The organism is Ginsengibacter hankyongi (genome assembly GCF_008710285.1).
Taxonomy (GTDB): Bacteria; Bacteroidota; Bacteroidia; order Chitinophagales; family Chitinophagaceae; genus Ginsengibacter; species Ginsengibacter hankyongi.
In genome coordinates this window covers 150,800-175,784 of sequence record NZ_VYQF01000005.1, presented here as the reverse complement: position 1 = coordinate 175,784, position 24,985 = coordinate 150,800, and the positions used below count along the sequence as shown (strand labels likewise).

20 protein-coding genes are annotated in these 24,985 nt (G+C 39.2%); 17 read left to right on the top strand and 3 right to left on the bottom strand.

All coding sequences use genetic code 11. The annotated features are described in order from the left end of the window. Window positions 1–103 precede the first annotated feature (103 nt). Window positions 104–1,204 carry a TlpA disulfide reductase family protein gene (locus tag FW778_RS16665; protein ID WP_150415955.1) on the bottom strand — a complete coding sequence of 367 codons (1,101 nt, stop codon included), beginning with the start codon at window positions 1,202–1,204 and terminating at the stop codon, window positions 104–106. Window positions 1,205–1,604: 400 nt separating this feature from the next. On the opposite strand from FW778_RS16665, the gene FW778_RS16660 reads away from it, so the two are divergent. Further along, window positions 1,605–2,540: an SMP-30/gluconolactonase/LRE family protein gene (locus FW778_RS16660; protein WP_235906350.1), complete on the top strand. Its 936-nt coding sequence runs from the start codon at window positions 1,605–1,607 to the stop codon at window positions 2,538–2,540. An 11-nt stretch (window positions 2,541–2,551) separates the two neighbouring features. Here the strand turns inward: FW778_RS16660 and FW778_RS23210 are convergent, their stop codons facing one another. After that, complete coding sequence (locus FW778_RS23210; RefSeq protein ID WP_202552308.1) at window positions 2,552–2,695, bottom strand: hypothetical protein; 144 nt, start codon at window positions 2,693–2,695, stop codon at window positions 2,552–2,554. A 36-nt stretch (window positions 2,696–2,731) separates the two neighbouring features. Here FW778_RS23210 and FW778_RS16655 point away from each other — a divergent pair, with 36 nt between their 5' ends. The 16 genes from FW778_RS16655 (at window position 2,732) to FW778_RS16580 (ending at window position 23,713) form a co-directional block, all read left to right on the top strand. After that, window positions 2,732–2,983, top strand: coding sequence for a hypothetical protein (locus FW778_RS16655; RefSeq protein WP_150415954.1), 252 nt, complete (start codon window positions 2,732–2,734; stop codon window positions 2,981–2,983). Between the two features lie 153 nt (window positions 2,984–3,136). Continuing rightward, the gene (locus FW778_RS16650) at window positions 3,137–3,721 is read left to right on the top strand and encodes an RNA polymerase sigma factor (protein ID WP_202552307.1); all 585 of its coding nucleotides are present in this window, start codon (window positions 3,137–3,139) and stop codon (window positions 3,719–3,721) included. A gap of 169 nt (window positions 3,722–3,890) precedes the next feature. Further along, entirely contained in the window at window positions 3,891–4,100 is a 210-nt protein-coding gene (locus FW778_RS16645; protein ID WP_235906349.1) for a Sec-independent protein translocase subunit TatA/TatB, read from the top strand. 399 nt (window positions 4,101–4,499) lie between these two features. Further along, on the top strand, window positions 4,500–5,489 hold the full coding sequence (locus FW778_RS16640) for a FecR family protein (RefSeq protein ID WP_150415952.1): 990 nt from the start codon (window positions 4,500–4,502) through the stop codon (window positions 5,487–5,489). A gap of 207 nt (window positions 5,490–5,696) precedes the next feature. Then, window positions 5,697–9,233, top strand: coding sequence for a SusC/RagA family TonB-linked outer membrane protein (locus FW778_RS16635; RefSeq protein ID WP_202552306.1), 3,537 nt, complete (start codon window positions 5,697–5,699; stop codon window positions 9,231–9,233). Between the two features lie 26 nt (window positions 9,234–9,259). Beyond that, window positions 9,260–10,810 carry a SusD/RagB family nutrient-binding outer membrane lipoprotein gene (locus tag FW778_RS16630; protein WP_150415950.1) on the top strand — a complete coding sequence of 517 codons (1,551 nt, stop codon included), beginning with the start codon at window positions 9,260–9,262 and terminating at the stop codon, window positions 10,808–10,810. Between the two features lie 66 nt (window positions 10,811–10,876). Next, window positions 10,877–12,109 (top strand): aminotransferase class V-fold PLP-dependent enzyme, encoded by a 1,233-nt coding sequence (locus FW778_RS16625; RefSeq protein ID WP_150415949.1) that lies wholly within the window; start codon window positions 10,877–10,879, stop codon window positions 12,107–12,109. 57 nt (window positions 12,110–12,166) lie between these two features. Further along, entirely contained in the window at window positions 12,167–13,426 is a 1,260-nt protein-coding gene (locus FW778_RS16620; RefSeq protein WP_150415948.1) for an amidohydrolase/deacetylase family metallohydrolase, read from the top strand. 38 nt (window positions 13,427–13,464) lie between these two features. Next, entirely contained in the window at window positions 13,465–15,213 is a 1,749-nt protein-coding gene (locus FW778_RS16615) for a c-type cytochrome (RefSeq protein ID WP_150415947.1), read from the top strand. A gap of 5 nt (window positions 15,214–15,218) precedes the next feature. Continuing rightward, window positions 15,219–16,343 (top strand): carbohydrate-binding family 9-like protein, encoded by a 1,125-nt coding sequence (locus FW778_RS16610; protein ID WP_150415946.1) that lies wholly within the window; start codon window positions 15,219–15,221, stop codon window positions 16,341–16,343. Between the two features lie 184 nt (window positions 16,344–16,527). Further along, a complete protein-coding gene (locus FW778_RS16605; protein ID WP_150415945.1) occupies window positions 16,528–16,992 on the top strand; it encodes a RidA family protein in 465 nt (154 codons plus the stop codon). 174 nt (window positions 16,993–17,166) lie between these two features. Then, a complete protein-coding gene (locus FW778_RS16600; protein WP_150415944.1) occupies window positions 17,167–18,201 on the top strand; it encodes a PIG-L deacetylase family protein in 1,035 nt (344 codons plus the stop codon). Between the two features lie 147 nt (window positions 18,202–18,348). After that, window positions 18,349–19,569 (top strand): selenocysteine synthase, encoded by a 1,221-nt coding sequence (locus FW778_RS16595; RefSeq protein ID WP_150415943.1) that lies wholly within the window; start codon window positions 18,349–18,351, stop codon window positions 19,567–19,569. Between the two features lie 67 nt (window positions 19,570–19,636). Next, a complete protein-coding gene (locus FW778_RS16590; protein WP_150415942.1) occupies window positions 19,637–20,845 on the top strand; it encodes an aminotransferase class V-fold PLP-dependent enzyme in 1,209 nt (402 codons plus the stop codon). Between the two features lie 62 nt (window positions 20,846–20,907). Then, window positions 20,908–22,707, top strand: coding sequence for an amidohydrolase/deacetylase family metallohydrolase (locus FW778_RS16585; RefSeq protein WP_150415941.1), 1,800 nt, complete (start codon window positions 20,908–20,910; stop codon window positions 22,705–22,707). Window positions 22,708–22,780: 73 nt separating this feature from the next. Then, window positions 22,781–23,713, top strand: coding sequence for an RraA family protein (locus tag FW778_RS16580; protein WP_235906322.1), 933 nt, complete (start codon window positions 22,781–22,783; stop codon window positions 23,711–23,713). A 68-nt stretch (window positions 23,714–23,781) separates the two neighbouring features. Here the strand turns inward: FW778_RS16580 and FW778_RS16575 are convergent, their stop codons facing one another. Further along, the gene (locus FW778_RS16575) at window positions 23,782–24,966 is read right to left on the bottom strand and encodes an acetyl-CoA C-acyltransferase (RefSeq protein WP_150415940.1); all 1,185 of its coding nucleotides are present in this window, start codon (window positions 24,964–24,966) and stop codon (window positions 23,782–23,784) included. Window positions 24,967–24,985 lie beyond the last annotated feature (19 nt).

Below are 24,985 nucleotides of genomic sequence, written 5' to 3'. Positions count from 1 at the left end.
AATTGATTGCAAATATAATTGATAATTGATAATTGAAAAGAGAGAATTGAAAAGGTGAAAATCGCAATTGCCATTTTTTTAATAATCGAAATTTATACAATCATCAGTCTTTCATTAATTCTGAAAGCTTATCAGTTAATTGTTTTCCGAAAAGATTTTTTGCAATAATTTTTCCGTCTTTATCCAATAAGAGATTAGAGGGAATTGCCTTAATTCCATATTGATTGGAAGTACTGTTCTTCCAGCCCTGCAAATCAGAAACCTGGTTCCATTTTAATTTATCATCCTTAATGGCTTTTTCCCACCGGTCTTTTTTAGTATCATAAGAAACGCCATAAATAGTAAACCCTTTATCTTTATACTGGTTGTAGGCATCAACTATTCCCGGGTTTGCCCGTCTGCAAGGGCCACACCAGCTTGCCCAAAAATCAATTAATACATATTTTCCATGCAAAGAAGATAAATTAAGTGTTTTACCATCGGGTGTGCTTTGTGAAATTTCAAGGGCTTCTTTGCCGATAGCCACATTACTATAGGTATCGAGTAATTTTTTAACCTCAATTCCTTTTGGTGAGTTTTTAATTTGAGGCAATAGCATATCATATAAAGGCTGAACGTCACTAGCTTCAGCATAGTAGGCATAATTTTCATAGATAGCCATTGCGGCACGCATAGAATTAGGATATGCTTTCACAAACTCGGTAACTACTTTCCTCTTTTCTGCTAAAACATTATTATCAACCTCATCAAGACTGTCCATCACCCTCTTGTTTTTTTCTTTATAGGCTTTTTCAAAAACTTTGCTGTTAACATCTTCCCATTTGGTTACATATTTCATTCTTTCCTGCAAAAGTTTATCGTCATCATTTATTGGCGATCCTTTTACGGTTAGAAGTTTAAGAGAGTCTCCCCTGCCTGAAATATTCATGGACACAGGTTCTATATAAAACGTATAATAATCATTGGGTTTAACCGGCATGGTTAGCGTTGCAAAATAAGGCGCCGTTACGTAGCCTGTAAATTTAAAATTGCCATCGCTGATTAGAGCGGAATCCTTAATGGTCTTGTCAGTTTCATAAATATTTAAAAAGATCGTTCCATTTTTTATTTTATCTAGCTGGCCATTAATTGTAAAGGAAGAATCCTGTGCGTGGGAGATGTAACCCAGGAATAAAATACCTATTAAGAATACTAGTTTTTTCATGAATATTTATTTTGGCCGCAAAAATAAGATTATTTAAAAAAGCATTTCACCGCTTATAATTTCCATTGCATAATAAGTGAAACTCACCTATTAATGTGCTTCGCTACAAACATTCTAAAGGAACGTTGAAATAATAAACAATGCTTTTAATTTTAGAATTTTAGTTATACAAACCTTATTGTTCAATTATCTAAAAGCTTTCCTTATTTTTAACAAAAGAATCTTAACACAAGATGAATTAAAGTTTTTGAAATTGACAGGTACTTATTACCCTCCCTTTTGAAAACTAACTAAAGTTTTTTTTTTATTATTAGTTGTCTGAATATTATTTGGTTTAACTATGTTCCAAAACATATTACGAAGCCGGTGATATATTCAAACATCTTTCAAAAAAATTTATGTGAAACAAAAACGAATTGCGTTTTATATTTTGGCGTTGGCTGTCATTCAACTTTCATCCCAGGTTCAATTTTGCCTGTCTGCAAATGCGCAGTTTGTTTTGTCAGATACGTTGTTTAAATCAGCTGAATTTACACCCCCAAACAGTTTTACTCATGGCGTGGAAGGCCCTGCAGTAGACAAGCACGGAAATGTTTATGCGGTAAACTTTTCCCGTGAGGGTACAATCGGAATTGTACACACCGCAGGAAATCCAGGATTATTTATTGATCTTCCGGATAGCAGTGTTGGAAATGGAATCAGGTTTGACACCCATGGTAATATGTTGATTGCTGATTATACAAAGCACAATGTGCTCAAGGTTAACATGAAAACCAAAAAGATCAGTGTTTTTGCCCATGAACCGAAGATGACGCAGCCCAATGATATAGCCATTGACAGCAAAAACCGTGTTTATGCCAGTGATCCAAACTTTAAATTAAACACCGGCCGAATTTGGCGGATTGACGGGCATGGAAGTGTCACTTTATTAGATACACTAAACGGTCCTGCAAATGGAATAGAGGTAAGTCCTGATGAAAAAAAACTATATGTAAATGCAGGACGAAAAGTTTGGTCTTATAATCTGTCGCCTAAAGGCGAATTAAACAATAAAAGTTTATTACTTGAATTCGCTGATTTTGGTTGCGATGGTATGCGTTGCGATACTGCAGGGAATTTATATATTGCCCGCATCGGAAAAGGTGTTGTGGCAAAAGTTTCCCCCAATGGAGATATATTAAAGGAAATAAAATTATTTGGGAAAAACCCCACGAATGTGGCATTTGGGGGAGAGGATGGTTGTAGAGTTTATGTGACATTAATGGACATGGGTAATCTTGAAACTTTTCGTGTAGATACGCCGGGCAGAGAATGGAGGATGCAAAGAAAAAAATAAAAGAAATCGCGTTATTGAAAATGTTTATAACGGTCAGGCATAATCGCTTTTAATAAAGAACTGATATTAATTTCCATCACCATCCCGATAGAAACAACGGCCCGCAAACCTTCCAAATCAAAACCCAGGAGGAACCTTCTCGAAGAACTTGGCATCGCGCTTTCATTAATGCCGCAGGAACATACACCACTATGACAGCCTCTCTTATGAACGAAGAGGTAATGGACGCGATAGATTATAGCGCTAAAGAATTTTTTATGTTAAATGAAGTGCAGGATAAGGTTGGAGAAAAGATTGGACAAATGGTTCACGCGGAGGGAGCCATGGTGACGGCTGGCGCTTTCTCCGGTTTAATATTGACAATGGCAGTTATTCTTACTGTTAAGGATCAGCAGAAAGTTAAACAGCTGCCCTGCCCATCGCCCGGAAAAAGCCAGTATTAAATCGGAGGTATTAAGCAAATCTTCTTTGATGGAAATATAACATGATTTTTTTGACATCGGCAAAGCCCAGTCGGGCATCTTTTCCAAAAGGGATTTTAAATTAAATGCATGTTTAGCGAAACTTTTTTTACATTGCGTTAATAAATGCTTGCAATGAGACAACCTGAACCACTCACGATTGATGATTCTTTATTGCTCGAAAAAGTTAAAGACGGAAGTACACATGCTTTTAATCTCTTATTCGAAAAATACTGGGAAAAGGCTTATTCGGCTGCCTATAAGCGCTTAAAAAATGGTGAAGACGCAAAAGATATCGTGCAGGAAATATTTACTAAAATATGGTTGAACAGGCAAACGCATATGATTGAAAATTTTCCAGCTTATTTACATGTGGCAATCCGAAATAATGTGATTAAATCACTTTCCAAACAAAAGCACTTCCATCCCTTTTTTGATATTTTAGAAAATATTCCTGAAAAAAATTCCCAAGCTGATGCGAATTTGCTTTGGAAAGAATTTTTCAAGTCTTATGAAGAACTCATGGAATCCTTGCCTCCCAAAAGGCAAATTATTTTTCGTCTTCGTTACCAGGAAGATTTGTCTACAAAAGTTATTTCCATGAAATTGGGAATTACTAGAAAAACAGTTCAAAACCAACTTGGTAAAGCAATAGAAACTTTAAGAGTTTCTTTATTACGAATTCTCACAATAGCAATAATCCTAATAACCACATCGTAATTTTTTCAAAAAATATTTACCCGGAGTGGGACTTTTTTATTTTTTTGGGTCATCTCTATAAGCAAACAGTCTCAGATATTAATTTGAACGAAATTTAATACCCTAAATAATAATTTGGAAAAATAAAGATCAGCAATTTTTAGTATCCAAATTAGCTAAAAGATAACTAATGTTAAGCATTGTAAAATCAGTCTTACTTTTATCCATGCCTGGCGGAACAGAATGGATTTTTATTCTTATTGTTATTCTGTTATTTTTTGGAGGAAAAAAAATACCTGATCTTATGAGGGGTATTGGTAAGGGAGTCAGAGAATTTAATGATGCGAAAGCTCATGCAAAAAATGAGATAAATGAAGGGCGTGAAGGAAAAAAAAGTTAGGGCAATCTTTGTTCTAAAACCTGCAACTCCATTCTTATAAATTAATTTTACCAACTTATTTTTTTTAAACAATAAGGTTCGTGATTTATAACGAAGATTATTTGATACAAATATTAAATAATTAATTTACTGATTATATATACCATGCTAATGCTGGTTTATGTTCTGCAACAACCAGGTTCAAGCCCATCATTTTTTAAAACAAAACTATGAAGTAGCAATATTTTTATTTTATTATTTAAGGTAATTCCTTTAGAACTAGTGGTACCGTAACATTTAAGTTTTTTTTGCAACATCCTTACGAATGCGCATAACTTTTATTCAAAATATATTTCTTGAGAGTAGGACTTTCTTATCTTTTGAGGTCATCCATACAAGCATATAGTTTCAAATATTTAAATGGACAAACATTATTTTTTAAAATTGTTGCATAAATACCAAAAAGGCAAAACAACAAAAGAGGAGCAGGTATTTGTAGAAAAATATTACAACTTGTTTCAAAATGAGCCTGACGTAATGGATGACTTAGGACGTGATGAAAGAACTGCAATTAGAAACAATTTAAGGAATGGCATCTGGAATAATATTTACAGTGGAGGGCAGGTGGGCAAGAATGTACGTTTCATTAACCACAGGTATGTGAAACTTGCTGCAGCCGTGATTACTACACTCGTGTTTATTTCAGGCTTATATTTTTTAAACAACCATTCTGTTGAAAAAAATATGGGCGCACCTGAAAAAGTAGCAACTATAGAACATATAAAGAATCGCGTCATTTTCCTTCCTGACGGTAGCAGGGTTATTTTGAGCCAGGGAAGCAAGTTAAATTACCCATCAACTTTCGACGGTAAGGATAAAAGGGAGGTATATCTTGAAGGCCAGGCATTTTTTGACATTATGCATAATAAATCGAGGCCGTTTATAGTGCATACGGGCGAGTTAGAAACTAAAGTATTAGGAACTGCTTTTAATATTAAAGCGTTGCCGGGAGAAGATAATATTACCGTAACCGTAAAGAGGGGAAGAGTTAGTGTCAACAATAAAAGTAAATTAATCGGGATAATTACCCCCAACCAACAAATAACTTATGCGAAATCCAAAGTAAAGTCTGTAATCCAGACGGTTAAAAATGAAACCTATTTGAATTGGAAAAAAGAAGATTTACTCATCGATAATCTTACCATGTCTGAGGCTGCAAAAATAATCGAGGATCGCTATGACGTTAAAATAATAATCAATGACCCTGAAATTGAATCATTGCGATTTACCACCACGTTTTCAAAAAAAGAAACACTTGAAGAGATATTAAACAGCATTTGCCTTTTTAATGGCCTTGCCTATACAAATGATATGGAAAAATCTACCATCAATATTAATCTTAAAAAATAATTAATTTACTAAAAACCTTAAATATGACAAAACGACTTTACTTTAAAAAAAGTAATTCCTGGTCAATAAAACTAGAATGAAACTTAAAAAAAACCTCTGAAAATTATTTCAGAGGCAATATTGCCAGTACCGACTGCAATCGGGACTATGCACTGTTTTAAATACACTCGAAACGAGTTCCTTATTAACTTAAAACATACCAAATTTATGAATCTTTCATCATTAACTGAAGAATTCCATAATTTTTTCAAATCAAACGTTAAGAAAAAATTTTTCCGCGAAAAATCAATCATCAAAGACATTATGCGCATTGGAATAGTAACTGCTACCATATTGATTACTACATCTGCCCAATTACTTTTTGCGACTCCACTTAAAAGCCAGCCGATTAATGAAGTTGAAGTAACACTTGGGCTTAAAAATGAAACCCTTGTACAGGCATTTCAGAAAATTGAAGCGGTCACGGGGTATCATTTCATGTATCGGAAAGATGAGGTTGAAAGCATTCGTAATTTGAATTTACCCGTCACCAAATTAACTGTTGAGACCTTCCTAAAGATTGCACTGGCAAATACCGCCCTGACTTACAGGCAGGTGAAGGACCAGATTTTGATAATGCATTCGAATAAATTGATTTCGTATTCGAAGTTAAATGATTATAAGATTCCTTATGGCATTAGTACTAGCTTTACCACAGCTAATATCGTTACCGGAAAGGTTACCGACGATAGAGGCAATCCTTTAGCAGGAGTAAGTATCACCATAAAAGGAAGCACGATTGGAACCTCCACTGATAAATCCGGCAATTATGCCATTGATGCACCGGAAAATGGCACACTGATATTTTCGTTTATTGGGTTTATCACTCAGGAGATTGCTGTGAATAATCAAACGATCATAAATGCAACTCTCAAGGAAGAATCACGGGAATTAAATGAAGTAGTTGTTACTGCTTTGGGAATTAAGAAGAGCAAGAGAGGTTTGGTGTACTCATCCGCTGAAGTGAAGGGCTCCGAGTTTACCGAGGCCCGCGAAAATAATGTTGCAAGTGCCCTTACCGGAAAGATTGCAGGGGTTGATGCTACACAAATTGCATCAGGTCCGGGAGGATCAAGCAGAATAGTTATTCGTGGAGTTGGGGCTATCAACGGTTCCGCTAATAACCAGCCACTGTATGTTGTAAATGGTTCTCCAATCTACAACGGAAACGGCGGCGCATCTGCCAGTAGCACTGGATTTAACTATGACACTGGGGATGGGATATCCAGTATAAATCCTGACGATATTGAAACAATTACTGTCCTTAAAAGTGGTGCTGCGGCTGCACTATACGGAAGCCAGGCAGCTAATGGCGTAATATTAATTACAACAAAATCTGGAAGAGCACAAAAAGGCATTGGTGTTGACTTCAATACAAATTATGTAACCGGAACACCTTCTTCTTACCCAAATTATCAGTATGAATATGGGTCAGGTAATGACGGTGTAAAACCAGCTACGCAGGCCGCTGCCCTCAGTGCAGGCCGTTTATCTTACGGAGCCAAAGTAGATGGTTCCATGGTGGTTCAGTTCGACGGAGTTGAACGTCCGTATTCACCCGTTAAAGTAAAGGACAATGTTAACAACTTCTATCGCCCCAGCACTAACTTCACCAATACGATCGCATTTTACGGGGGAAGCAGTGCACTGAATTTCCGCTTGTCAATGTCCGATTTGGATGCAAAGGCACAAACACCGAATTCAACATTCGACCGGAAAACTTCTAACTTAAGTGTTTCATCGCACCTTGGCAAAAATGATTTTATAACTATTGAAGGCAATGCCCAATATAATTACGAAAAAGGTCATAATCGTCCAAATGTTGGTTACGCCGAATTGAATCCGAGCTGGGCCACCTACCTGCTGGGAAATACTGTAGATATAAGATCATTAGCCCCTGGTTATAATGATAACGGAGATGAAATACAGTGGAACCCGGTACCGGCGGCTCCCAATCCATGGTTTGTCGTTAATAGAACTGGAAACGATGATATAAGAAACCGCTTCATTGGTTCAGGAAGTGTACAGGTAAATTTCTTTCCTAATCTTTTTGTAAAAGGAATAATTTCTAAAGACTTCTTATTTTCTAACCGTTCTAATTACACACCCATTGGAACAGCATTTACTCCTAAAGGATACTATAATTCCTATGAAGATCAATTTGACATAAGCAATGCTCGTGCAACCATAAATTATTCTACAAAATTCTTAAAGGACTTTAGTGTCTATGCCTTTGTAGGTGTAAACCGCGAAAGACACAACTCGCTTTCTAGTAGTATAACGGGTAGAGATTTTATTATCCCGGATTTTATCAGCTATACCAACCTGGGGACACTGGACGTTCCAAATAAATCAGAAAGTCATTTTGGTACAAACTCACTGTTCGGTTCTGCAGACCTTGATTTTAAAAGAATAATCTACCTTTCATTTACCGGAAGAAAGGATTGGTTTTCGACCTTAAATCCCGGGAACAACGCTATCTTCTATCCTTCAATTGGCGGAAGCGTAATATTATCTGATGCATTAAGGCTTCCCGAAGCAATTAGCTTCCTTAAACTACGTGGCTCATGGGCCCAGGTAGGTAATGCAACGGTTGATCCTTATGCTATCAATCAAACTTATAACCTGACACCAGGAGGCTTTAACGGATTACCAGTTCTGAATGCATCGAACAGGTTACCTAATCCAGGCTTGCGGCCATTGACGGTAACTACTTCCGAAGGAGGTTTTGAAATACAATTTTTCAATAACCGGCTGGGAATCGATGCGACTTATTATGATCGTATGACGACAAATAACATCCTTCAACCTGATATTTCGAACGCATCGGGGTACCTCGCGGGGAATCAAAACGTAGGCACACTGAGAAACAGGGGAATTGAATTGCTCTTGACGGGCACCCCGTTAATAACTCCCAATTTCAGGTGGAATGTGAGTTACAACATGGCCTGGAATAAGAACCAGATTCTAAGTCTTGCTCCCGGATTAACTACACTTACTATAGGATCTGGCATCGCAGGTGGCGTAAATGTTATATCGCAGGTAGGATTGCCTTACGCAACACTCCAGGCGCCTGTGTTTTTAAAGAATGCAAAGGGCATACAGGTTTATAATAGCGTAAGCGGTTATGAGCAAAGCGTACGACAAAATTTGGGCGTTGCCAATCCTCCTTACATAATGGGACTTACCAATGAGTTCAGGTATAAAAGACTTTCTCTGAATATACTACTTGATGGAAAATTTGGATCTGTCGGATATAGCAATCTATGGCAATATGCTTCAAGATTTGGTTTAACGAAGGAAACTTTGCCCGGTAGAGAAAATGGTTTACAAGTAACAGGGGTCGATCAAAATGGAAATTCTTTTAGTAAGTTATGGGACGTTACGCTCTTAGATACTTATTATAATAACCGTGGTAATAATTATGCAGGAAGTGTGAATGTTTTTAAAACAGATTTTGTAAAACTTCGTAGTCTTATCTTAAGTTATAATCTCCCTGTAAATAAAATGAGGCTGGTTAAAATTCAATCTGCATCTATAGCACTCGTGGCCCGCAATCTTGCCATTTTATACAGCGATAAGAGGGTAAAAGAGGCAGGTTTAGATCCTGAATTCGGGCAAACTGTTAGTAACACAACTGGTACATCAGGTACCGGTGAACCAAGGACCCGGGACATAGGACTAAATCTGAATATTAAATTTTAAATCTTTAACTCATAAATAAAGAAATTATGAAAATTCAATTTTCAAAAGCAATATATTTTCTAACTCTTGTATCGGTTCTTGTATTGATTTCCTGTAACAAGAAAAGCCTTACAGATCTTAACAAGAATCCAAACACGACACAAACCGCTGAACCAGATTATTTGTTTACGGGAGCAATATTGGCGATGCAAGCTTCCAACTATTCCGTTATCGCTGAGGGTATGCAATATTTTTCAACTTATAAAGAAGTCCCTGCCATAGGCGACAAATTCTATAGCTTTAATGGAACAGAAGCAGATTTTGCTGGATATTATACCGATAAACTAAACAGGCTGATTCAATTGCAGGCTGCTGTGCAAGATCCTAATGACGTAAATAAACTATCACTGGTTCGTATTCTTAAAGTGTATGAATTTGATCAGTTAACTGACGTTGCAGGAGATATCCCTTACTTTGATGCATTATCGGGCCAGGGAAATTTGAAGCCAAAATATGATACCCAGAAAGACATATATCTCGACATGTTTAAAGAACTGGACGAAGCAGCGGCAGCCCTAGACCCGTCCAAACCAACTTTTGGCAATGCGGATTTGCTTTACAAAGGCGACGTAACCAAATGGAAAAAGTTCGCTTATACGTTAATGTTGCGTTTAGGTATGCGCCTAACGAAAGTGGATGCTACAATTGCAAAAACATGGGTTCAAAAAGCTATAAGCGGTGGCGTTATGACATCGGATGCTGACATAGCCAAAATTAATTATGCAGACGCTGCTGGTGGCATGAATCCGCAAACGGTATCTATGCGTAACGGTAATTATATTAGCCCGGGTGGTGATAATGTTGAAGGCGGTAAATACGCGGCTACTTTTATAGATTATCTTAAAAGCACTCAAGATCCGCGGCTGCCGGTAATCTCAGTTGTATGGGTTCCTACTTCGCCCGGCGCAACCAGTTATTATGCTGACACTTCGTTTACTTCGCAACGAGGGATGATAAGTGCAAGCTTAAATACAAAGCCAACCGATTTCGGTACCTATTCTGAACCCTCATTACTCGTATTAAATGTAGCTGCGCCCATAATACTGATGGGACCCTCGGAAAGCTACCTGCTTATGGCAGAGGCTGCTTTAAGGGGTTGGTACTCCGGTTCCACCGCAGAAGAGGCATATAACAATGGCGTGAAATATGGCATGACTCAATGGGCGTTTTATCCCGCAGTGGCTCCAAGTCCCAACATTATTAGCAATGCACAGATCAACGCTTATCTGCAGCTTAATCCTTACCCTTCTGGCGGAAGTTTTGATCGACAACTGGAGCAAATATCAGTTCAAAAATGGTTAACTTTATTTGGTAACGATTACGAGATTTATGCAAATTGGAGGCGAACAGGGTATCCGGTTCTAACCCCGGTAAATTATCCCGGCAATGTAACAGGAGGTAAAATGTTTAGGCGCTTCTCCTTGCCCAATTCGGAAAATCTCACGAACAAAACTAATTACCTGGATGCACTGCAAAGGCAGGGTTTTGCCGAATTAGACGGTGATAATTTACTAACCAGGGTTTGGTGGGATAAATAAATGACGCACTGGGTGCGGCTTGACTAAGTAAAATCATTTTTTAGCAAATATTTAAAAAAAATTAAAATGAAGCGTAGAGAAATTATTAAAGGATTAGGTCTCCTTCCTTTAGGCGGCACGTTTTTAGGAAGCATTCTTCCTGGCCAGTCGTTGCTGGCTGCTCCTTCGAGGGTACCTAAAAGAAACCTCTTGAAAGAACTTGGCATCCGCTCTTTCATTAATGCTGCAGGAACTTACACCACAATGACTGCATCCCTGATGCATGACGAGGTAGTGGATGCAATAGAATATAGCTCCAAAGAATTTTGCATGCTGAACGAAGTTCAGGATAAAGTAGGTGAAAAAATTGCTCAAATGGTCCATGCGGAAGGTGCCATGGTAACGGCTGGCGCTTTCTCCGCCCTGACATTGGGAATGGCAGGCATTCTAACTGGAACGGATCAGCAGAAAATAAAGCGGCTGCCCCATCGCCTGGAAGAAGCTGGTATTAAATCAGAAGTGTTATTACAGAAAGGCCATTTTGATGGTTACGAACAAGCTCTATATAATACCGGGGTCACTATAATTTCCGTTGAAACGGCTGATGATGTTGAAAGAGCTGTAAATGAAAAAACTGCGTCAATGCATTTCTTGAATTGCAACGCAATGGAAGGAAAAATTATGCATGAACAATGGTTGCAACTTGCAAAGAAACATAACCTGCCCGCTACCATTGATATCGCCGCTGATGTGCCACCAGTATCGAATCTATGGAAGTACAATGATATGGGTTTTAGTTTTGTTGCTTTGTCCGGCGGGAAAGCCATCCGTGGCCCGCAAAGTACTGGTGTACTAATGGGCAAGAAAAATATCATTGAAGCAGCCCGCCTGAATGATTCTCCCAATGGAGTTACCATAGGTCGTGGTATGAAAGTGAATAAAGAAGAAATGCTGGGCATGTATGCGGCATTAGATAGCTATATCAATCAGGATCATGATAAAGAATGGAAGATGTGGGAAGATAACATAGGCTATATTAATGATGCCGTGAAAAATATCAAAGGTGTTACAACTGAAATAAGCGTTCCACCCATTGCAAACCACACCCCTAAGTTAAGAATTGCTTGGGATAAGAATATAATAAGGACAACACGCGAAAATTTAGGAGATAAATTGCGCACAGGAAATCCTTCTATCGAGGTCATTTCCTGGGGTGATGAAGATAACAGCATTAGCCTCACAGTTTTCATGTTGAAAAAGGGGGAGGAAAAGATTGTTGCGCGGAGAATCAAAGAGGAACTTTCTGTTGCATCCTCCTAATAATTCAAATTTCTATTAGGGGTAATTATTCAGTTTATTAAAATCTAAGTAACCCATATGCTAAAAAAATATTTTTTGCTGTTCTCTTTGTTTTGTATTGCAGATAATTTTGTGCAGGCGCAACTTTATAGTATAGTTATTAAGGGAGGACACGTTATTGATCCCAAGAACAAAATTGATGGTATGATGGATATTGCCATCAAAGGTGACACAATAATCAGGGTGGCAAAAAACATCGACAGTAAAGACGCAACGCAGGTAGTAGATGCGCATGGCTTGTATATTACACCAGGCCTCATAGATATTCATACGCATGATTTTTATGGCAATAATCCAGATCAATACTTGATGGATGCTACCGCTGCGATAGTTCCGGACGGCTTTACATTTCGTGTTGGCGTTACCACAGTGGTAGATGCGGGAAGCTCGGGATGGCGTACTTTTCCGCTTTTCAAAGAGCAAACAATTGACAGGTCACAAACGAGGGTCCTCGCATTTCTGAATATTGTTGGAGCGGGTATGAGAGGAGGTGCCTATGAGCAGAATACAAACGACATGGATCCCCAAATGGCTGCCTATGTAGCCAAAGAGTACAAGAATTATATTGTGGGATTTAAGGTTGCACATTTCGAAGCCGCAAAATGGATCCCGGTGGATAGTGCCGTGGAGGCCGGTAAATTAACTAACATGCCGGTAATGGTTGACTTTGGTGGCGACGACACCCATCCCCCTTTATCTATTCAAGAACTATTTTTTAACCACCTTCGTGCCGGTGATATCTATACGCACACGTTTACAGAATTAAAAAGAAGAGATCCAATTGTAGACACAACTACCAGAACGCTTAAACCGTTTGTATTGGCCGCTCAACAAAAGGGAATTGTATTCGATGTTGGGTTTGGCGGCGCAAGCTTCGATTTTCGGCAAGCCATTCCTGCTCTTAAGAGTGGCTTTTATCCTAATTCAATCAGTACCGATCTGCACACAGGAAGTATGAATGCGGCAATGAAAAATATGCTCAACATTATGTCTATGTTTTTAGCCATGGGTATGGATTTACCAAACGTTATTCAGGCAAGCACCTGGAATCCTGCGAAGGAAATTCAACATACAGAATTAGGAAATTTATCGGTCGGTTCAGTTGCCGACATCGCCATATTAAACGTGCGAAAAGGAGACTTTGGATATTGGGATAGGCTTGGATATAAAATAAAAGGTAAACAGCGGCTTGAGTGTGATATGACTATTCGCGCAGGAAAAATTGTTTACGATTTAAACGGCATCACAAATCCCGAGGTTACGGGCAATATTCAATAGCATCAAAATTAAATCATTAAAAAAAATTACAAACCAGTATGAGGCTAAGTCGTCTTTCAGTATTACTCTCTTTTTTTATTATCGTATATTTTACTCAGTGCAGGCGACATGGCTTACCTCCGGGCGATCCTGATAATGGTGGGCTGTTCTTGCCGAAAGGGTTCGAAGCAGTGGTGGTTGTCGATAGCTTAGACGGAGCAGCCAGACATATTGCAGTAAATTCCAACGGAGATATATATGTGAAATTAAGGTTTCCCCTTTCCAGCGGAGGAAATGCAGCATTAAGAGATGAGGACAATGATGGTAAGGCAGAAATTGTTAAAGACTTCGATGAATATCAGGATAAGAGTAGTTATGGAACCGGGATGAGAATACACAATGGCTACCTTTATTTCAGTTCAGTTACAAGAGTTTTCAGGCAGAAGCTAACGCCGGGACAATTGGTGCCGGATACCAAAATAGAATTAATGTTGACCGATACGCAGCCGCCAAGTCAGCATGATACAAAACCAATAGCTTTTGACGATAAAGGAAACATGTATGTACCGTTTGGAGCCCCATCCGATTGTTGCCAGATGGAAGACAGAACTCCCTTTTCACCAGGAATGGATTCTTGCCCGATGCTTTTAACAAGAGGTGGCATCTGGAAATTTGATGCTAATAAACCGGGGCAGTTTCAAAAAGACGGTCAAAAGTTCGCTACCGGCGTCAGAAGCATTGTGGCTTTAGAATGGAATGACCAGGACCATAACCTCTTTACGATGATGCATGGAAGAGACTACCTGCATGCACAATGGCCAAATTATTACACTGAATGGGACGGGGCTTTGCTTCCTGCCGAAGAATTCCTGAAATTAAAAGAGGGATCTAATGTTGGCTGGCCTTATTATTATTATGATCAGCTGAAAGGGAAATTATTACTTAATCCAGAATACGGTGGAGACGGGAAAAAGGAAGGTAACGGTTCCGACTATACGCAACCTTTAATAGGGTTCCCTGGACACTTTGCACCGAACGATCTTTTATTTTATACGGGTAATCAATTTCCTGCACACTATAAGAACGGAGCCTTCATAGCATTTCATGGATCAACAAGCAGCGCACCTTATCCGCAGTCCGGTTATTTTGTAGCTTTTGTTCCGTTCAAAAATGGCTCTCCTTCAGGCCAGTGGGAAGTTTTTGCCGATGGATTTGCAGGAGTAGATACGGTTGTTAACACAAGTGATGCTAAATATCGACCAATGGGTTTATCCATGGGCCCCGACGGTTCCCTTTATGTTTGCGATTCAGAAAAGGGAAAAATATGGCGGATTATGTATAAAGGGGACACCAGCAAGTTTGGTCAGGCAGACCTATCGGATATGATTAGACGAAAAAAAGAAGCGCTGAACATAAAAACACCTGATTCCATAAGGGATAATTTAGATAAAGGGAACGTGAGTATAGCAGGAAAAACTTTTAATACCTATTGTGCTATTTGCCACCAGCGGGATGGATTGGGAAATGATCGCTTTCCGCCTTTGAGTGGTTCCGAATGGGTAAAGGGCGATAAAAATTCATTAATTGCTATCGTATTGAGTGGACTCGATGGAAACATTACGGTTAAAGGAAAATCTTATAATAATAAAATGCCTCGGCTGAATCTTTTGTCAGATGAAAATATAGCCCAGATATTGACTTACATCAGGCAAAATTTTAATAACAACGCCAGCGCTGTTACATTGGAGGATGTTAACAATACAAGAAAGGCCCTGGGCGGGAAAGTTAATAAACCAGGAAAACAATAACCTTAATGTACTTGAGAATAAAAACAGGTGTACTTATTTTTTCAGCTCTATTCGCATCTCTTTTTTTTAAAAGGGTCGATGCGCAAATAAGCAAGGTAGATTTTGAGAGGCTATTACAAGTGCCATTGCAATACACTGTATTGAGAACGACCGGGCAAATGACAATAGACGGGAAAGATGATGAGCCGGATTGGAGCAAAGCCCCCTGGACGGAATTTTTTACGGATATTAAAAGTGGCGCCGACAGCAACCCTTTAATAAAGTCGCATTGCAAAATGTTATGGGACGATGATTATTTATATTTATTTGTTAGCTTGGATGAAACCAACTTATGGGCTTCATTAACCGAGCATGACAGCCCGGTTTTCCAGGACAATGCATTCGAAATGTTTATCGATCCATCCGGAACTAACTTTAACTATTTTGAATTTCAAATAAATGCCTACGGAACGGTATGGGATTTATTTATGCCAAAGCCTTATCGTAATGGCGGCAAAAATTTAACCAGTTGGGATTTAAAGGGTTTGAAGAAGGCCGTACAACTAAATGGTACAATTAACAATCCTAATGATACGGATCAAGGCTGGAGTATAGAATTGGCAGTACCATTTAAATCTCTTAACCTGAGTGGTGATCAGCCGCCAGGTATAGGAACAACCTGGCGTATGAATTTTTCAAGAGTAAAGTGGGACATTGATACCCTAAATGGGTCATATCATCGGCGAAAAGATATTAATACGGGCAAACCACTGCCCGAACATTATAACGTATGGTCTCCCCAGGGAATCGTGAATTTACATTGCCCGGAAAGATGGGGATATGTTCAATTTTCTGATCAATTATCTCCGAAAGGATTTCTTTCTGAGAAAACAGAGAAATTGAAATTAATTCTGTGGAAATATTATTATTTACAACAGGAATTTAAAAGAGTAAACGGCAAATATTCGAATAACTTAAAGCAGTTAAAAAAGATGTATAAGGATGGTCCTTCATTAAACGAAAAAGATTTTGAGATTAAGCTTTATGCCGACGAATACCAGTTTTTGATTAAGGGCTCTTACCCGGGAGTGGATCATTTGTTGTCTGTAGATGAAGAAGGAGAATTAAATATTGACAATCTTTCTAAATAAAAATTAAAGAAGTGGGTTTAATAAAGATTTCAGCAGAAGCCGTGACTGATTGTTGATGGGATATAATTTTTAATAAGTAAATTAGAAATATTTTTCGTCGTGGTAACAAAGGAATAAAGAAATACAGGGAACTATTTTAGCAAAGTTTTCAACAACCAATTATATAACCTTTAAAACATGAATTATGCAAACAGAAAGAAGATCATTAATTAAGAAGTTATTGGCTTCAGTAACTGCAGTGGTAGGTCTTGGCTTTGCGGCAAAAGCGAAGGGCATTACCGGTGAACAGAAACAAGTTAATAATGTAACAGATTTCCAGGATGTACCTTTATTCTCAGGTTCTACAAGACATGGGGATATCGTATATATTGCTGGCAAAGGTGCACATGTTGAACCCTTTGAAATTAAAGCACACACCGAAATAGTTTTAAAAGAATTAGAAAAGGAGTTAATTAAAGCCGGCTCGTCAATGGAAAAAGTCTTAAAAGTAAGTGTGTTCCTCAATGATATAGCAGACTACCAGGGAATGAATGAAGTTTATAAAGGCCGTTTCGGAAAGAACCCCCCGGTTCGTACAACCGTTGCCGTTGCCAAGGGTGGTGTGCCCGGCAATTCATTGGTAGAGATGGATTGCATTGCGTATGTTTAACTATTACCAGCTAATATTTCTTATTCTAATTAAAGGGGAATGAAACGCCTGGACGTAATTAAAGGATTAATCATTTTGCCCATTACGGGTGGGGCGTTAGGGGATGTGCTTGCACGGGGGGTAAACGTATAAATCTACTTTTAAATTATACATAAACGTAAAAATAGTTTAAACATGAAAAGGCGAAATTTTATTTCGAAGAATATAGTTGCAGGGGCTCTTGTACCTGCCGCTTACGCAGCAATGGGATTTTCAAATCAGAAAGTCAATTTGAGCTTATCAGATCAAAAGATCCATAAACTGGAAAGTTCTCCCGATGGTGATGATGATGTTGTAATAGAAAGATTGTCGGAAGGCCGGCCTCACAACGGCAAAGTACTAGCGGTAATACAACCTCATTGTGATGATATTGCATATTATGCTGCGGGTACGGTGGCAAAACTTATTTATGAAGGATATACCGGGTATTTGATCAGAACCTCTAATGATGACGCCGCAGGCGGTGGTGCGACCATGGGGGAGCGGGTTTTTAATAATGAAAAGGAAAATGATGCAGTGGCAAAAGCTTTAGGACTTAAAAAAGCATACAGTTTAAATTATAACAACCATAGGATGGACGAATATAATATACAGGATATTAAATGTCGCCTTATTTTTTTGTTCAGGCTACTTCAGGTAGATACGTTGATCTGTTATGATCCTTGGGGACAATATGAAGAAAATCCCGATCATTATATAACAGCTAAGGCCGTTGAAGCTGCCCGCTGGATGTCAGGCATGGGTACCGATTATACAGAACAATTAGAGGTTGTAAAACCTCATACCGTAAAAGAAATGTATTATTTTGCCAGGGGACCTCAACTTGTAAACCGGGTAGTTGATATCAGTAAATTCATAGATAAAAAGGTAGAGGTTAATGTTGCTTGTACAAACCAGGGTTTAGCAGGTGGTGCCGGTGCCCAACTGAGACGAACCCTGGCAGCTAATGGAAAGAAATTATCTATCCTCGGTAATGATGACCAGACTGCCAACTTTAATTACATTAAGGAATTTGCATTGGATATAGATTCTGAGAACCTGAGGGGTATTCCATCTGACAGGAAAATTGGAGAAAAATATGGATTGGGCTGGGCAGAACGCTTTCATTATATTGGGCCTACTATTTCTTCAGTTGATAGATATGTACAAAAAAATGCGGTTTCCATATAAAAACAACTTGCTTAATAAGTACAATCTTTTTTAAATACAAAGCAGGTTACATACAGTTACAGGCTTAGGTTGCAAAAGAGGGCGATCATTGTTAAAAATACTTATTGAAAGAGTTAGATTAATATAATTAGACATAAACAGATTGTAATGAAACGTAGAGATATTATTAAGGGATTAAGCTTACTACCCCTTTCAGGTGGGGTAATGGGCGGAATACTCGCTTCGGAATCAGTTTTCGCTGAACCACCTGCACCAAATAGGGATTTGTTTAAAGAACTTGGGGTCCGCACTTTTATAAATGCGCGAGGAACGATAACAGCTATGTCCGGCTCACTAATGCACGATTACGTACTGGACGCTATTAATGATAGTTCAAAAGATTTCTGCATGATGGAAGAACTACAAGACAAAGTGGGAGAAAAAATTGCCGCTATGGTTCATTCTGAAGCAGCCCTGGTATCAGCAGGTGCATTTTCCGCTTTAATGCTCGGTATGGCTGGAATCCTCACTGGCTCTGATTTAAAGAAAGTGGCACAACTTCCTCAACTCGAAGGCACCGGAATGAAATCTGAAGTTATCATTCAAAGAGGCCATCAAATTGATTATAATCATGCATTTCTTAATTGCGGAGCAAAACTAGTTTATGTAGAAACGCCGGAAGATGTTGATAAAGCTGTGAATGAAAAAACTGCGTCTATGCATTTCTTAGGTAGCGGCGCACCCAATGGGAAAATTATGCATGAAGAATGGATAGCATTAGCCAATAAACATAATTTGCCAACCTCCATTGATATTGCGGCGAATATTCCTCCGGTATCAAATCTCTGGAAATTTAATGAGATGGGTTTTAGTTTTGTTGCTCTGTCGGGCGGTAAAGCAATCCGGGGACCACAAAGTGCCGGGGTTTTGATGGGCAAAAAAGACATCATTGCAGCAGCTTGTTTAAATTCGTCGCCACACTCTGGTACCATAGGAAGGGGCATGAAAGTAAATAAAGAAGAAATTCTTGGTATGTATGTAGCATTGGAAAGATATATTAGCCAGGATCATGATAAAGAATGGAAAGATTGGGAAGATCGTGTTGCACGGATTGCAAAAGCAGCCGAATCTGTAAGCGGTGTTAAAACTGAAACTTATGTTCCACCGATTGCTGACCACACTCCTACGCTCAATATCAGCTGGGACACCGGTAAAGTCAAATTTTCCGGAGATGATCTATTAATGAAATTAAGAAAGGGTAACCCATCCATCGAAGCATATGGCGGCGGTAAAAATTCTATTACTGTTTCGCCCTGGATGATGAGACCCGAACAGGTGAAAATCGTCGCAGCCAGAATTAAAGAGGAGCTCCTGAAAGCTTCTGCTTAGAGAGTTGAACTATTTAACGTTGCCAAGTTTAAAACAATAAAAAATCAATATTAATTAAAAAGAAATTATGAAACGCAGAGATATTCTTAAAGGATTAAGTTTACTGCCCCTTTCCGGCGGAGTAATGGGAGGCGTACTGGCTTCGGAATCAGTTTTCGCAGAACCACCTGCTCCCACAAGGGATTTATTTAAAGAGTTGGGAGTTACCCGGGTAATTAATGCCGGAGTAACCATGACTTTTTTGTCTGGTTCTCTAATGATGCCCGAGGTACTAGAAGCCATTAATTCCACATCACATGATTTTGCCAACATGTATGAATTACAGGATAAGGTTGGGGCAAAAATGGCGGAAATGCTGCAATGCGAAGCAGCAATGGTTACTTCGGGAGCCGCATGTGCATTGCTTCTTGGAACTGCAGCTGCTATAACAGGAACAGACCAGGAAAAAATAAAACTGCTGCCCAATCTTCCAGGGCCGCGGCCAGAAGTTATCATGCAAAAAACCCACCGCTATCTGTTCGACCAGGCGATTACCACTACCGGCGCCAGGATTATCGAGGTTGAAGGAAATGACGAAATGGAAAAAGCCTTTAATAGTAATACCGTATTAGCTTTATTCTTCAACGCAGCCGGGAGTTCGAGTGTCACTCGCGAAGATTTTATCGCAATTTGTAAAAAACATCAAATACCCAGTTTTATTGATGCTGCAGCTGATGTACCACCTGTTGAAAATCTCTTTAAATATCAAAAAATGGGATTTGATCTTGTTACATTTTCAGGAGGTAAAATGATTCGTGGCCCTCAGAGTGCCGGTTTATTATTTGGCAGAAAAGATCTGATCGAAGCAGCTAAACTAAATCACAGTCCGCACGAAGCCCCCATTGGCCGGCCTATGAAAGTAAATAAAGAAGAAATATTTGGCATGTATGCCGCATTAAAATCGTACCTGGAACGCGACCATAAAAAAGAATGGCAGGGTTGGCTGGACCGTATTAGCCGTATAAAATCACAAGTGGAAACCATTGCCACGGTAAAAGGTGAAACTCACGTGGATCCTGGGCCGGCAAATGCTTTTCCCAGCCTGCATCTCACCTGGGACCAGCAGAAAGTAAAGACTACGCCTAAAGATGTTCTTGATCAACTCAAAAATGGCACGCCCAGTATTGTTGCTAACGGCGACGATAAAGTATTAAGTATCGGAGTAGTATTGTTAAGACCCGACCAGGTAAATATTGTGGCCAGGCGGGTGAAAGAAATCTTAAGTAAGGCTGTTTAGATTTCTATAAAAAAGGAAAAAGACAAATGATTGTCTTAACTGTAAAACATAAAAAAATTTAGATGAAAAAAATATTCCTGATTCTAATAGGTTCTCTATGCCTTGCATCAAGCCCGGCTCTTTCACAAACATATAGTATCGTTATTAAGGGAGGCCATGTTATGGATCCAAAAAACAATATCGATCAGGTAATGGATATTGCTATTGATAGTGGCAAAATCGTTAAAGTAGCAAAAAATATCAATACAAATAATGCTGCCCAGGTGGTAGATGCAAAGGGCATGTATGTAACTCCGGGATTGATAGACATTCACACCCACGATTTTTGGGGTACGGAACCAAATCAACAATATGAAAATGGAAACGCTGCCATACAACCAGATGGATTTACCTTTCGTAATGGGGTTACAACCATTGTTGATGCCGGCAGTTCGGGTTGGAGAACATTCCCCATTTTTAAGGCACAAACCATTGATCAATCCCAAACCCGTGTACTCGCATTTTTAAACATTGTGGGTGAAGGTATGCGTGGCGGTTATGAACAAAATGAGAATGATATGGATCCAAAAATGTCTGCAATGGTTGCGAGACAATATAAAAATATCATTGTGGGATTTAAACTCGCTCATTACGAAGGCTGGGATTGGGCTCCTGCAGACAGGGCTGTAGAAGCGGGTAACCTTGCTGGCGGCATTCCGGTGATGGTAGATTTTGGCGGAAGCAGACCACCGCTTTCAATAGAAGAATTATTTTTGAATCACCTTCGCCCCGGAGATATCTTTACCCATTGCTTTGCTCAAATACCCGGTAGGGAATTTATCCTGGATACTTTAACTAGCAAAATTAAACCATTTGTTCTCGAGGCCCGGAATAAGGGAATTGTTTTCGATGTGGGATATGGTGGAATAAGTTTCTCTTACTCACAAGCAATTCCTGCCATTAAAGAAGGATTTTATCCTAATTCTATCAGCACAGATTTACACGTAGGTAGTATGAATGCGGCGATGAAAGATATGCTTACTACCATGTCTAAATTTTTAGCAATAGGTATGGATCTTAAAAGTGTCATCACCGCAAGCACCTGGAATCCTGCTAAAGAAATTAATCATGAAGAATTGGGTAATCTATCGGTTGGCTCAGGAGCAGATGTTGCGATCCTGAACATCAGGAAAGGTAAATTCGGCCTTTTTGATTACACCGGCTACAAAGTCGAAACTGATAAGAAACTGGAATGTGAAATGACCATCCGGGATGGCAGAATTGTTTACGATTTAAACGGCATTGCCAACCCAATAAATCCTCCCATTCGTCTTATTCCGCTTAAACCAAATCCCGCTGAAAATTTTTCCGACTGGTACAACACCATCCAATCAAAGAACGGTTTAAAACTTACACCAAGTAAGAGTATTAATCAACAGGAATTTTTCAGGCAATATCGAAAAGACAGTACCTGGTGGATTGAGGCGTTTACATTTTTGAAAACAAAGGATCTCGCCAATCTTGCACCGGGAGTTTATGTGATTGATTCCGGAAATGTTACGGCGACCGTTTCAGAAGGACCAACAAAAAATATTGAAGATGTTAAATGGGAAGCCCATAGAAATTTCAATGACCTGCAATATGTAATAAAAGGTAAAGCGCAAATGGGCGTTGCTCCAAGTGCAGATATTCGGGGAGTGCTAGTTGTTCCTTATTCCAATACAACCGATAACGAAAATTTCACCAATGAAGGAGGCGACTATTATGATGCAGATCCCAACACCTTCTTTATATTTTCTCCACAGGAAATGCATCGTCCCGCCATTAAGGTTAATGGCTATGATGTAATAAAAAAGATTGTGATTAAAGTAAGAGTGCCCTAGGTTTGAAATGACGGGCACTTAAATTTCCGAATAGCGATGATCATCGCTATTAAAAATATGTATCAAAATCAGCATGATGAAAATTAAAAGAATTGTTACCGCACTGCTTATTTTATGCTTTTTCCAAAAAGCTAACGTTTATGCGCAAATGATCCCACGCGATGAATTAATTTTGCTTACATCAGAATGGAAAGGTGAAAGATTTACCGACGGCCGCCCGAAAGTGCCGGATGATTTGTTAGTACGGGCAGCTAATATTGGTATAGATGATGCATGGACAGTATTAAAAAATTTAGGTTACACCAACCAATTTGAAGCTGGCTGGAAGATGGTAAATGATACCGTTCCTGTTATAGGCCGGGCAGTCACCGCAATGTTTCTGCCTTCGAGGCCTGATGTTGAAAAAAGCATTAAGGAACGTGGCTTGCAACAAGGCAGAAAAGGCAATACTAACTCCTGGCCAATAGATATTCTTTTGAAAGGTGATGTATACGTAGCTGATGGCTTTGGCAAAATTAATGGTGGAACACTCATAGGTAGCACCCTCGGGAATTCGATCTATGCAAAGTCAGGTAACGGAGTTATTTTTAACGGCTCCGCTCGTGACCTCGATGGCTTATCTGAAATTAAAGGATTTAATGCTTTTGTGCGTGATTTTGATCCTTCGTTTCTTGAAGGAATGGTGTTAATGGGACTTAACACTCCAATCCGTATTGGGCATGCAATAGTGTTGCCGGGTGATTTGGTTATTGCAAACAGAGAAGGCGTGTTATTTATTCCTGCACATCTTGCAGAACAAGTTGTAAGCACTTCCGAGTTTGTTACATTGAAAGATAAGTTTGGTTTTGAAATGGTGAAGTCGGCAAAATATACAACAGGACAAATCGATAGCCAATGGACCGATGACATCAAAGAAAATTTTCTTAAATGGTTAGGTCAACATCCCGAATTGGGAAAGATGACCAAAGCAAAGCTCGATGAGATCATGAGTAAAAGGACCTGGTAATTCCTTTTGGAAAATTTACCGCGTCATAAAAAATCTTCTTTTGCTCGACCAGCAAACAAGCAAAATAATCAACACAATTCTATAACCATTGCACTTGCGCCTCCCCCACCGTTGCATATTCCCGCTGCGCCTATCTTACCGTTATTTTGCTTAAGAACATTTATCAATGTAACGATGATTCTTGCACCGCTACAGCCGAGCGGATGGCCCAGTGAAACGGCTCCCCCATTTACATTTACCTTAGCCGGATCGAGTTTCATGTTTTGTGTATTCACGATTCCAACAACGCTAAATGCTTCATTTAATTCAAAGTAATCAACTTGTTCTAAAGTAAGGCCCGCTTTCTTTACAGCTTTGGGAACTACAAGCGAAGGTGTTGTTGTAAACCACTCAGGAGCCTGTTCTGCATCCGCATAGCTTAGTATTTTTGCGAGGGGCTTTAGTCCCAACTCATCCGCTTTTTCTTTACTCATTAAAACAACCGCTGCAGCTCCATCATTAATGGTGCTGGCATTTGCGGCCGTAACACTTCCACCTTTTTCAAAAGGAGATTTCAATTCCGTTATCTTATCAAATTTCACATTGAAAGGTTCCTCATCTTTAAGCATTGTAACAGGATCGCCCTTGCGCTGTGGAATTTCAACTCCTGCAATTTCATCCGCAAACTTTCCTTCATTTACTGCAGCCTGGCTACGTTTATAACTTTCAATTGCAAACGCATCCTGTTCTTCACGGCTTATATTACATTCCCTCGCACATAACTCTGCAGCATTACCCATTGCATAATCTTTATACACATCGGTAAGGCCATCTTTTGCCATACCATCAATCATATTGGTATTACCATACTTATTTCCCCAGCGCATCGCGGGAGCATAAAACGGAACACTGCTCATGTTCTCCATTCCGCCGGCAACAACTATATCGACATCTCCTAATAAAATACTTTGCGCCCCGTTTATGATTGCTTTCATTCCGCTGGCACAAACTTTATTTACGGTAGTACAACAAACATTTTCCGGGAGGCCGGCAAAAATGGCTGCCTGCCGTGCGGGAGCCTGGCCAAGATTGGCTTGTAACACACAACCCATATAAATTTCCTGCACATCTGTTGGTTTTATTCCTGCTTTTTCAACCGCTGCTTTTATAACTGTTGCACCCAATTTTGTTGCGGGTATATCTTTTAATCTCCCGCCAAAACTTCCTATCGGTGTTCGTACTGCGGACATGATGTAAACTTCTTTTGCAATCATAAAAAATATTTAGAAGCAA